The organism is Dysgonomonas sp. Shenzhen-Wh21, from assembly GCF_043392705.1.
Lineage (GTDB): Bacteria > Bacteroidota > Bacteroidia > Bacteroidales > Dysgonomonadaceae > Dysgonomonas.
In genome coordinates, this window is sequence record NZ_JAIXHZ010000011.1 from 1 (window position 1) to 10,817 (window position 10,817).

The window sequence follows — 10,817 nt, forward strand, 5'->3', positions numbered from 1 at the left end:
TTACACTATTATACAACGAAGTTATGGTGTTGGTAAATTGAAGAGATGAATCATCTTCTTTAAGAAGAAAAGAATCAATAAAATCAAAAGGATTGCTTTCTAAGACCTCACGAGCGATCAAATCATTAGAGTATTTGCAAGTATCCTCCTCTATATCTTTTAAAATAGATTTATAATAGTTTATATCAATATCATTATAAAGGTGCCTCAATCTATTTGGATTTGAACAATAGAAATGTAGCTTCTTATTCTCTTGAGGAAAATAAAAAAGTACTCCAATATTAACCGCTTCTCTTAGCAAGTGAGAATGCTTATATTGCAAAATACTGTATATTAATTTATTACTCATGATATTGAAGCATGTAATATATTTGCAAAGATAGAATATTTTTCTTTTACGATAGACCAATATTCCTTTATTAACTCTTTTTGAGTATTGAATCCCAGATTTTCCAGTTGATAAAAATATGAATCATACCTATTAATATTAAATGATTGCAGATAAAATAAGAACTCATCAAACACTTCCAATTTAGAATATTTTCTTTTCAGTATTTCATAAAAAAGATGATGTTGATATCTACTATCCCATTCACCTTCAATAATTCTTGATATAGTATTCGCATCAATTTCGAGTCCCATCTCATGATCAATTAGTATACCACTCCCATCTTTAACAAGTAAATTAGGTTTATTGTTGCTTCTATCTCTATTGCAGATGAAATAATCATAAGCATATAAGCTTCCTGTATTTATTATTTTATTAGCATTGTGAGCCTTTGTTTGTTTCCGATAAAGAGAACTCCCCGTAATATATTCACATCCAAATTTAGGTCGATCATCAACATTAGCTATAACTTCATCACATTCTGAATTCAACTGCATACAAAACTGAGGTGTAAAATTTATAATAGCAGCGACAGGAGATTTAAGCCCAAAGTCTTGAGCTATTACATTTCCAAGAACTTCAGCGGTCATTTTATTCCTTGCTTGGATATCTACTGTCTTATAGAGTTTTACGACATAAGGTTTAACTTCATTATCTATATTTGTCAATACAACCCACGGCTTTGAATGGGAACCTTTTTCTAGTATTTCCTGAAATCCTATAGCTTCCAATATTGGTAATTCCATCTCAATAAATGTGAGCCACAAATCTATATAAAGATCAGCAAATTAACAATAATTACATAGAATTATTTTACTTATAGATAAATCCAAAAATAAAAAATGCAGATTTATAGCTTAGATATCCTTTAATTTAGTCGTCAGTAATCGCCTTCTTTTGTGTTTGTCTTCTTACAAATTAAAAGGGATTCTTTAAGCTATATTAGTGCTTCCTGTTTACATTTATCGAAATACGAATCAATATCCTCTTTATCGTATAGCCATCTTCTGCTTTTATCCTTGAAGGCTTTTATGTATCCTTTTTCTACAAGTGCATCTATACCGTCTCTGCCAAGACCGATATATTCAGATAGCTCATTTAATGTGAAATATTTCCCTGCTATCATAGTCGGTTTAATAATATATCATTAATCTTTTATCCTTTCTCTACTTTGATCTTACCATTACAATGAGGGCACGTGATAACATTCTGTTTAGGCTGCTCGAATAGATCCGTAAAGGGAACACCCAGAGCAACGGCAATACGTTCTAATGTTTCAACCGATGGCATTACTTTGCCATTCACAATATTACTCATACTAGGTTGTGCCATTCCCACGGTGTCAGCAAGCGATATAGCCGTGATCTTCTTTTCTTTTAGTATTTCTTTTATTCTTAAATCCATATTATAATGTTTTAGATTATAGTGCAAATATAGACACTTATAACGTATCATATAATAAATAAGTGTTAAATATTATGTAACAGGTTATTTTTTATGTGTTTTTATTTGGACTATTATAATCTATTATATTATATTTGCAGTATAAATATAACGAAATACATTATAGACTATGAAAACAACTTACAACAAATCCAAAATAATGAAAGAAGCCCACAAAATAAAAAGAGGCTATAAAGTATCAATGTCGGATGCTTTAAAACAAGCTTGGAAGATTGCTAAAGTTGAGGTTCGCAATAATGCTATACTAGCAGCTAGAAAGGCAGCTTACGAAGCTAAATTAGCTAAAGAGGTTGCTGAATATAACGCTAACTATATCGCATCCCCGGCACGTTATTACGGCAATGGTGCATACACTGGAGATTAATTAATAACCATCAAAGAAGAATAACTTAGATATAATACACATTTAAAAACTTATAATTATGGAAACAATACTAATCGATGAAAAAGAATTAAGAGACAAACTTGTAGAGAAAGTACAGAAAATGAACGCAAATATACATCAGTACAAGCAAAAAAAAGAAAGTGAGTTTGGTATAAATCCTCTCTATTATGCAGGCGGGCTAACCAGTATCCATTGCAGTGAAAAATGGACATTAGAGGATAATATAAATAACCTATTAGCTGTATTTAACAACAACTTTCTCGAAAGCATATTCTTTCAACTCAACACTATAAAGCAAGACAAAACGCTTGCTATCGTGCTAAGCTATTTACAAAGCAGAGGGCTTGAAGAAGATTTTGCTCAATTCAAGAATCAAATAAAACATGCATCTACTGATCGGAAAAACTTTATAGCCATTCAAGAGGGAACAGAGCTATCCGACAAATAGAGTATTACTAATTTTGTATTGAAGCCGTCTTGCTTGGGAAAGTAGGGCGGTTTTTGTTTTATATCGGTTGTAGATACGGGTTCGATCTTCTCCGGACGATGAACCTAAAACAATCAATAGTCAAAAAGACGGAAAAAATAAATATTTACACCCCCTATTCTTACCCTAAAACAAAAACGACTGACTATCCATCTGATAATCAGTCGCTATTTTACACAGACCGTAGCACAGCCGGGAATCGAACCCGAATCTAAAGTTTAGGAAACTTCTATTCTATCCATTGAACTACTGCGCCATACATCTTACCGTCACTCTCGTTTCCGATAAAATCACTGCAAAAATAAGAGAATTTCCGACATTAGGCAAATACATTCTGCGATTTAATCAAATAGTGTTAAAGAAACCCTGTTTTTTCAGGAAATAGGACTTTTGCCAATTGTGTGCTGCTATAAAAACATCTATATTTGCTAAATATTTTTTTAAAAACATAACAATAAATAAATGTTTCAAATTGGCGATGCAATAGTCGCATCAGATATAATCGAAGAAAATTTTCTATGCGACCTCTCAGCCTGTATGGGCGAATGCTGCGTAGAAGGCGATGCAGGTGCACCTCTCGAAGAAGACGAAGTAAAGATAATAGAAGACCTCCTGTTTGAGGTCTGGGACGACCTGTCGCCCGCTGCCCAAGCCGTAATAAAAGAGCATGGAGTAGCCTACCGCGACCACGATGGAGACATGGTAACCGCTATCGTGCACGGAAAAGACTGTGTGTTTACCTATTACGACGAAAAAGGCATCTGCAAATGTGCCATCGAAAAAGCATACCGGGAAGGACGTACCAACTTTTACAAACCCATCTCTTGCCATCTGTACCCTATCCGTTTGCAAAAATATAAAGACTTCACCGCCGTTAATTATCATCGGTGGTCGATCTGCAAAGCGGCAGTATTACTCGGCAAGAAGGAAGGATTGAAAGTTTACGAGTTCCTCAAAGAACCACTTATCCGTCGTTTCGGAGAAGATTGGTATAACGAACTTGTTCTGGTAGCAGAAGAATACAAAAAAGCAGGATACAAATGGCAATAATCTGTAAAGAGCTTATGGTCTGTATCGGTTTACAATATAACTTAAACTCATAACTTTAAACTCAAAACATGCATCCACTACATCAATTCAAATTTTGCCCAAAATGTGGGTCAAGCCATTTTGTGGAGAATAATTTCAAATCGAAAAGATGTGAGACTTGTGGCTTCGTTTATTACTTCAACCCCAGTTCTTCCACAATAGCCATTATTATCAACAGTAATGATGAGCTGCTGGTTGCAACGCGGGCTCACGACCCTGCAAAAGGTACATTCGACCTGCCCGGCGGATTTGTAGACATGAACGAAACAGGAGAGGAAGCTGTTATACGAGAGGTAAAAGAAGAAACAGGGCTCCATGTTTCGCAAGCAAAATATATGTTCTCCATCCCCAATACATACGTATACTCAGGGTTTGAGGTGCATACCCTCGATCTGGTTTACCTATGCAAAGTAGATGATATGAGGAACATGCAAGCTGAGGACGATGTCGCCAGCCTTCAATTTATAAAAATATCAGAGCTTAACCCCGACCTGTTTGGGCTACGCTCGGTAAAAGAAGTAATACAGGAAATCAAAATAATGAAAATATGAGAAAACTGCTATTAGTTATCACCCTTGCATCGGGCTTACATTTGGCTCACGCTCAGAAGTCAGTGTACACAGAATTGCCCGGAAGGCTATTTTCGCAAGGCAAAGAAATGTTCTTAAACAATAACTATGTAGGATGTATCAATACACTACAAGAATTTAAGAACCAGTCGAAAGATATAAAACTGATGGAAGAAGCAGACTATATGATTGTCAGCTCCTTATTTTATCAGGGCAAAGCCGGTGACGGAACAATTTTGAAAGATTTTCTTGACGATTATCCCGAATCTTATCACCGCAACCAGATCAGTTTCTTTACAGGATCAATTCATTTTCAACAAAAAGATTGGAACAAAGCCCTTCATTGGTTCTCACAAGTGGATATCGATTATCTGTCCGTAAGCGAACAAGAAGACTACAGCTACCGCATGGCGTATGCCAGCCTCCAAAAGGGAGACAGAAAAGAAGCTAAAAACCTATTCGGACTATTGTCTCGCAATAGTAAAAAATATGCAGAGCCGGCATCCTACTATCTGGCTTATGCCAATTTTCAGGAAGGAGAATACGATCAGGCTATCGCTACATTCCGAAAGCTGAAAAGCAAACCCGAATACAAAGAGAATGCAACATTCTTCCTCATACAAAGCGAGTTTCTGCAAGGCAATATGAACGGAACGATAAGCGAAGGACAAGACTTTATCTCGTCATACCCGAGCAGTAAAAACATCGGAGAAGTATATCGCCTGCTGGGCAGCAGCTACTACCGCCTTGGCAACATACAAAATGCTATCCGCAACTATGAGCAATATCGTGCCACTACATCTACACCTTTCCGTGAAGATATGTACCAACTGGCAGAAGCATACTACCAAACAGGTGCGTATGGCAATGCCGTAAAAGCGCTGAAAGATGTAGCTTCTACAACCGACAAACTGGGACAGGCAGGACAGATGCTTCTGGGACAGTCTTATCTGAAACTAAACGACACGCAGAATGCCGTTATGGCTTTCGAAGCAGCCGCACGATCCGAGTTCGACCCTTCTATCAGCGAAGGTGCATTATACAACAACGTAATGATACGCAACCGAGACGGAGGAGGTGCTTTTGGCGAAGCTATTACAGCATCGCAACGTTTCCTTGCTCAGTATCCAAATTCGAAATATACGAGCGCAGTAAGCGGAGCTCTGGCTTCCACATTGCTTTCGTCCAAAAACTATAGCACTGCCCTTGCGGCCATCAATAGCATCAAGTCGCCCGATCGTCAGATACTGGAAGCTAAGCAAATTATACTCTTCCAGTCGGGTGTGCAAAACTTCATCGACAAGCGTTACGACCTTGCTGCCAACGATTTCAATGCAACCATCAACATGGGTAGCTACAACGCCGAAGTGCGCAACGAAGCATATTTCTGGCGGGGAGACATAGCCTATCGCAGTGCCGACTATGGCACAGCAGCCAGAGATTACACGGCTTACATCGGTCAGGCTTCCCCTTCGCAAAAGAATTATCCACTAGCGCTGTATAACTTGGCTTACGCACAGTTTCAGGACAAAGTTTATTCTTCTGCTCTGAACAACTTCAAGAAATATGTTTCGGCAGAAAGCAACAAGCAGTCGCCAAACTATTCCGATGCCCTCAACCGCATCGGGGATATAAACCTCTACAACAGAAACTTCTCTGAGGCAGAAAGATACTATGCGCAAGCCGTATCTTCAAACCCTGAGAATGCCGACTATTCTGAATTCCAAAAGGCATTTGTATTAGGATTGCAACGCAACTATTCGGGAAAAGTAACAGCACTGAACAGCATGATGGCAAAATATCCGAACTCGCAATATATCGACAATGCACTGTACGAAAAGAGCCGTGCATTGGTAATGCAAAACAAAGAACAGGAAGCAATTTCGGTGCTTGAAAAAATGCTGAAAGACCATCCGAAATCCAATCTGGCACAAAAAGCAGGAGTACAGCTCGGACAATTATATTTCAACACCAACAATCCTCGCAAGTCGGCAGAAGCCTACAAGCAGGTAATTGCCAACTATCCCAATTCGGAAGAAGCACGTACTGCCATAGAAAGCCTTGAGGCGGTTTATAAGGATATGAACGACATCAGCTCGTATGCTTCATACGTCAACTCGCTGGGTAAAGGCACAATCCTTTCGTCCAACCGTCAGGACTCACTCACCTATTTGGCTGCCGAAAACATATATATGAAAGGCCGCAAAGATGAGTCGAAAACAGCATTCAACAAATACCTGCAAGCATATCCTAACGGGGTATTTGCAAGCGATACACACTTCTATCTGGGCGATATGGCATTCGAAGCCAAAGATTTCGATAAAGCACTCACCCACTTCAATGAAGTTATAAACTCAAACAACCCAAAATACATTGCCAATGCCTTGGTGTTTGCATCGGGAATAGAGTTCGACCGCAAAAATTATGAGGCAGCTTATGCCGCCTACGAGCACCTGAATATGGTGGCATCCAATACAGAGAACAAAGACATTGCCCAACTGGGTATGTTGCGTTGTGCTTATCTTCTGAAAAAAGATAACGAGGTGGTAGCTGCCGCAAGCAAAATATTGCAAGGAGCAAAAGCAGCTCCTGCCGTAGCCAACGAAGCCAGATTCTACAGAGGAAAATCGTATATCAACCTAAAGAAGAACGACGAAGCAGCCACAGACTTGCAGGCAGTAGCCAAAGATACTCGCAGCGCATTCGGAGCCGAAGCCCAGTTCTTACTTGCGGACATGTACTACAAATGGAAATCGTACGACAAGGCCGAAAAACAAGTGCTTGCCTTTATGAAAGAAGGTACACCATACCAATATTGGATGGCACGTGCGGTGGTGGTATTGTCGGATGCTTATGTTGCCAAAGGTGATAAATTCTCGGCACGTCAGTATCTCGAAAGCCTTCAGGCAAATTATAAAGGAGGTGAAGCCGATATAAACACAATGATAGACGAACGCTTGTCAGCTTTAAAATAACTTATGAACAAATCAGAATTAAAACGTATGAAAACAACATATAAATCATTATTGGTCATAGGACTGGGAATAATAAGCCTGACAGTTTCGGCACAAAAAGACTCTACCATCACTCGTCAGGTGATGCTCGAAAGAGACTATGTACCTACCATGCAAGAAGCATCGAAAGTAAATACACAACCCAATATTTACGCCCCGACTATCAAACCGAAAGAAATCAAGTTCGAGAGCAACACCCCTCAGATCAGGTTGGACAACAACAAACTGGGAGCTTCGGCATCGGGTGACATCAAAACAGATGTAGCCTTCGACAAGAAACGCGGCTATGCGGTATTGGGCTTGGGCACAGGGGGAAATATCGATGGAGCTCTCGGGTACAGACTTGTAAACGGAGACAACGACCGACTCGACTTTTTTGGTACATATAGCGCAACAGGCTCTACAGTAGACTATATCAACGGTAGCGACTATGCCCGCAAAGATGCAAAAGCCAAGTATATGCATGCAGGAGGCAACCTGAAATATCAACACACGTTCGACCCTTCTGTACTTTCGCTGGGAGCATCATTCTATAATACATCTTACAATTATTATGGAAACAGCTTTATTCCGATCTCATCGTCTGCGGTGTATCCGTTCGATGTAGACAGCAAGCAAGGCGTAAATGTGTTTAAGATCGGAGCAGGACTGAAATCGAAAGAAGAGAACGAAGGCCCGATCAAGTATGACGGAAATGTGAGCTACAATTATTTCACAAATAAGTATGGTCGCCAAAAAGCAGACGACGGAGTAAAAGGGGGCATTATCAATGCCGACCTAAACCTGTATACAGAATTTGGAGCCGATCAGCAAGTAGGGATAAAGGGAATGATATTGAACCAATCGTTCAGCAACAAAACCGACTACCTACCCAATGCGTATCACGGATATACAAATATTACAGGTACGCCATATATCAAGTTTCAGGGAGCAAACTGGAATGCCGATTTAGGCGCAAACCTGAGTGCATTGTTTGACGTGAAAACGGCTTTTGCTATTTCACCAAATGTAAAAGCTAGCGTCAGCTTCTACGAAGTAAACACACTCTATGCCGAAGTGGGCGGAGGGGTCAACAACAATACATTCCTCGACATTTTGCAAGAAAACCGTTATGCAGACCCTAGCACCCGCATCGAATATTCAAAAACATATTACGATGCCAAGATCGGATTCCGCTCGGGTGTAGTAAGTGGTTTGGAGTTTGACCTCTTTGCCGGATACAAGCACGTAAGAAGAGACCACCTCTATGTATACAACTATTACAGAGAAAACGGATGGGGAAATGTTGGAAGCCCTGTATATGCCAACATCTCTACAGGACACATCGGCGGGTTGTTGAAAACAAACCTGATCCCATACACCGATCTTTCGGCTCGTATGACCGCTTATTTCTACAATGTGAAGTATCACGAACCGTATGTGCAGGTGATAGATGCTGAGACGCTGCCCGACACCAAACCTTGGGGACGTCCTACATTCACAGCTGAGTTCAACGCTGACGTTAACCCAATCAACAATCTTACCCTGTCGGTGAATTATCTATATGCAGGCGGACGCAAGGCTCTTGCCTCAAACGCAAGTACTACTGCATCGACGATTGCAAATATGAAGGATATAAACGAACTGAACTTCAGAGCCGAATATAAGATAAATGACTATATAGCCGTAAACGGACGATTGAACAACATACTATTCCAAAAGTATGAACTGCAATACGGATATCCGCTACAAGGCTTTAACTTCATGGCAGGTGTAAGCCTCAAGTTCTAAAAGAATATCCATTAATCTTCATAAATGGAGTGAGACCCCGTCCGTGCAACGGATTGTTTCACTCCGTTTTCTTTGTAGGGTTACTGTATTTTTTGTTATGCAGAAATTATGGAGTATGAGAGAAGACAAGAATAAATTTTAATCCGTTCTTTAACTACAAAGAAACAATATGCCGGCTCGAATAGCGTTATAAAAATGAGAAGTCCTTACGATGTTTCCCCGAAAGATGATTTATAACAACGGTTATACTGTGTAGTTTATATCTAAATGTTGATCTAAAGCCATACTAAACATCACATACCGAAGGGCATGTAATCAACTTATAAACAAATCATTAAAAATTATCTGCATATAATTTGTTTGTTTGTAAATTTTAACTATTTTCGTAAACTGTAAAATGCGAGTAATGAATATCAGAATACTTTCGAAAATCAGAAATTCCACCAATTTATTCAGAAAACATTTTATAAAACAATCGGGCACAAACGAACTTCTCTCTCTATTTATGTGTTATAAAAAAAGAGTTAATAAAAGGTATTACGTATGAAAACAAAACAATTAGTATCGCTAGCACTCTTTGCTCTTATTTGCGTACTGAGTATTAATACTGCCTCAGCTCAATTTCGTCTGGGTGTAAGGGGAGGTGTAGATGTAGCCAGCAACAAGCTGAAGACTGATATATTGAAAGCCAGCAACCGATTAGGCTTCCAGATAGGCCCAACAGCCGAATTTGTAGTTCCTATTTCGGGATTCGGGGGAGACATTTCTGTACTGTACGGACATAAAGAATATAAGATCAGTGAAAAGCAAGACAATGCCTCTCTATCCGACTATAACTATATAAGCTTGCCTATCAACTTAAAGCAACGTATCAAGCTAGGTCCTTTGGGCTTGTTTGTTACAGGTGGTGTGTATGGCAATGTGAAAGTTGGTGATGGTGATAATGCCAAAGATGTAGTGAACGCTTTCAAGCACAAAAACTTTATCTTCGGGTTGGGTGCAGGAGCAGGAGTTACTTTATTCAGAAATATCGATCTGGGAATGTACTTCCGTGGCGACCTGACCGACAATTATAAAGAAGAATACATGGATGCCGATACGTTCCAAAACAAGAAAAACCAATCCTGGACCGTAGGACTCAATTACTACTTCTGATAACAAAAAATGCTGTATGCTGATGTAATATTACCCTTGCCGCTACAAGGGACTTACACTTACGCTATTCCTTTAGAATTCAAAAAATCGGTATACGCAGGGAGTAGGGTTATTGTACAGTTTGGCAAGAAGAAGTTTTACACAGCCATTGTTTTTCAGATATACGAAAAAGAAAAATTATCACAGCCGGTAAAAGACATTGTTACCGTGCTCGAAGAATATCCGATAGCCACCCCTCTCCAGCTAAAGTTCTGGGAATGGGTGGCTATGTATTATATGTGTTCGCTGGGCGATGTATATCGTGCGGCGCTACCCTCTGCCCTAAAGCTGGAAAGTGAAACGCACGTTTTGCTCAATGCCGACTTTGAGACTTCCGAACCGCTTACTGCCAACGAACAGAAAGTATTCTACTGCCTTTCGCCCGACAAAGCCAAAACGATAGCCGAGATAGAAAAGCAAGCGGGAATATCGAATGCCGTCACTTTCCAGCTTTAGG

Annotated in this window: 12 protein-coding genes and 1 tRNA gene; 8 read left to right on the forward strand and 5 right to left on the reverse strand. The window is 39.6% G+C overall.

Going from position 1 to position 10,817, the window contains the following annotated elements:
- The 4 genes from LDB17_RS00280 to LDB17_RS00295 all read right to left on the reverse strand — a co-directional run.
- Nucleotides 1–349, reverse strand: a 349-nt coding sequence (locus tag LDB17_RS00280) for a DUF3037 domain-containing protein (protein WP_393924821.1), incomplete at its 3' end; no start/stop codon positions are given.
- On the reverse strand, nucleotides 346–1,134 hold the full coding sequence (locus tag LDB17_RS00285) for a HipA family kinase (protein ID WP_252639488.1): 789 nt from the start codon (nucleotides 1,132–1,134) through the stop codon (nucleotides 346–348). The genes LDB17_RS00285 and LDB17_RS00280, both read right to left, overlap by 4 nt.
- Before the next feature lie 191 nt (nucleotides 1,135–1,325).
- The gene (locus LDB17_RS00290) at nucleotides 1,326–1,514 is read right to left on the reverse strand and encodes a helix-turn-helix domain-containing protein (RefSeq protein WP_252639487.1); all 189 of its coding nucleotides are present in this window, start codon (nucleotides 1,512–1,514) and stop codon (nucleotides 1,326–1,328) included.
- Between the two features lie 29 nt (nucleotides 1,515–1,543).
- Nucleotides 1,544–1,792, reverse strand: coding sequence for a helix-turn-helix domain-containing protein (locus tag LDB17_RS00295; protein ID WP_252639486.1), 249 nt, complete (start codon nucleotides 1,790–1,792; stop codon nucleotides 1,544–1,546).
- Between the two features lie 169 nt (nucleotides 1,793–1,961).
- Here LDB17_RS00295 and LDB17_RS00300 point away from each other — a divergent pair, with 169 nt between their 5' ends.
- Both LDB17_RS00300 and LDB17_RS00305 read left to right on the forward strand, forming a co-directional pair.
- Nucleotides 1,962–2,216 carry a hypothetical protein gene (locus LDB17_RS00300; RefSeq protein WP_393924822.1) on the forward strand — a complete coding sequence of 85 codons (255 nt, stop codon included), beginning with the start codon at nucleotides 1,962–1,964 and terminating at the stop codon, nucleotides 2,214–2,216.
- A 58-nt stretch (nucleotides 2,217–2,274) separates the two neighbouring features.
- Complete coding sequence (locus LDB17_RS00305) at nucleotides 2,275–2,685, forward strand: hypothetical protein (protein ID WP_252639373.1); 411 nt, start codon at nucleotides 2,275–2,277, stop codon at nucleotides 2,683–2,685.
- Nucleotides 2,686–2,908: 223 nt separating this feature from the next.
- On the opposite strand, the gene LDB17_RS00310 is transcribed toward LDB17_RS00305, so the two are convergent.
- A tRNA-Arg gene (locus LDB17_RS00310) sits at nucleotides 2,909–2,980 on the reverse strand.
- A 206-nt stretch (nucleotides 2,981–3,186) separates the two neighbouring features.
- Between LDB17_RS00310 and LDB17_RS00315 the strand changes: the two genes are divergently transcribed.
- The 6 genes from LDB17_RS00315 to LDB17_RS00340 all read left to right on the forward strand — a co-directional run bounded on the left by LDB17_RS00315 (nucleotide 3,187) and on the right by LDB17_RS00340 (nucleotide 10,816).
- A complete protein-coding gene (locus LDB17_RS00315; RefSeq protein ID WP_252639374.1) occupies nucleotides 3,187–3,774 on the forward strand; it encodes a DUF3109 family protein in 588 nt (195 codons plus the stop codon).
- Nucleotides 3,775–3,842: 68 nt separating this feature from the next.
- Nucleotides 3,843–4,364: an NUDIX domain-containing protein gene (locus LDB17_RS00320; protein WP_252639375.1), complete on the forward strand. Its 522-nt coding sequence runs from the start codon at nucleotides 3,843–3,845 to the stop codon at nucleotides 4,362–4,364.
- Entirely contained in the window at nucleotides 4,361–7,357 is a 2,997-nt protein-coding gene (locus LDB17_RS00325) for a tetratricopeptide repeat protein (RefSeq protein WP_252639376.1), read from the forward strand. The genes LDB17_RS00320 and LDB17_RS00325 overlap by 4 nt, the downstream gene beginning before the upstream one ends.
- A gap of 27 nt (nucleotides 7,358–7,384) precedes the next feature.
- Nucleotides 7,385–9,166, forward strand: coding sequence for a hypothetical protein (locus LDB17_RS00330; RefSeq protein WP_252639377.1), 1,782 nt, complete (start codon nucleotides 7,385–7,387; stop codon nucleotides 9,164–9,166).
- A gap of 543 nt (nucleotides 9,167–9,709) precedes the next feature.
- A complete protein-coding gene (locus LDB17_RS00335) occupies nucleotides 9,710–10,321 on the forward strand; it encodes an outer membrane beta-barrel protein (RefSeq protein WP_252639378.1) in 612 nt (203 codons plus the stop codon).
- Nucleotides 10,322–10,330: 9 nt separating this feature from the next.
- The gene (locus LDB17_RS00340) at nucleotides 10,331–10,816 is read left to right on the forward strand and encodes a hypothetical protein (RefSeq protein WP_393924823.1); all 486 of its coding nucleotides are present in this window, start codon (nucleotides 10,331–10,333) and stop codon (nucleotides 10,814–10,816) included.
- The last annotated feature ends 1 nt before the right edge of the window (nucleotide 10,817 follow it).

Excerpts from the sequence above, each read along its gene's own strand:
- LDB17_RS00300 (WP_393924822.1), top strand. The coding sequence starts at position 1,962 with ATGAAAACAACTTACAACAAATCCAAAATAATGAAAGAAGCCCACAAA.
- LDB17_RS00340 (WP_393924823.1), top strand. The coding sequence starts at position 10,331 with ATGCTGTATGCTGATGTAATATTACCCTTGCCGCTACAAGGGACTTAC.
- LDB17_RS00295 (WP_252639486.1), bottom strand. The coding sequence starts at position 1,792 with ATGGATTTAAGAATAAAAGAAATACTAAAAGAAAAGAAGATCACGGCT.
- LDB17_RS00330 (WP_252639377.1), top strand. The coding sequence starts at position 7,385 with ATGAAAACAACATATAAATCATTATTGGTCATAGGACTGGGAATAATA.
- LDB17_RS00305 (WP_252639373.1), top strand. The coding sequence starts at position 2,275 with ATGGAAACAATACTAATCGATGAAAAAGAATTAAGAGACAAACTTGTA.
- LDB17_RS00315 (WP_252639374.1), top strand. The coding sequence starts at position 3,187 with ATGTTTCAAATTGGCGATGCAATAGTCGCATCAGATATAATCGAAGAA.
- LDB17_RS00285 (WP_252639488.1), bottom strand. The coding sequence starts at position 1,134 with ATGGAATTACCAATATTGGAAGCTATAGGATTTCAGGAAATACTAGAA.
- LDB17_RS00320 (WP_252639375.1), top strand. The coding sequence starts at position 3,843 with ATGCATCCACTACATCAATTCAAATTTTGCCCAAAATGTGGGTCAAGC.
- LDB17_RS00335 (WP_252639378.1), top strand. The coding sequence starts at position 9,710 with ATGAAAACAAAACAATTAGTATCGCTAGCACTCTTTGCTCTTATTTGC.
- LDB17_RS00290 (WP_252639487.1), bottom strand. The coding sequence starts at position 1,514 with ATGATAGCAGGGAAATATTTCACATTAAATGAGCTATCTGAATATATC.
- LDB17_RS00325 (WP_252639376.1), top strand. The coding sequence starts at position 4,361 with ATGAGAAAACTGCTATTAGTTATCACCCTTGCATCGGGCTTACATTTG.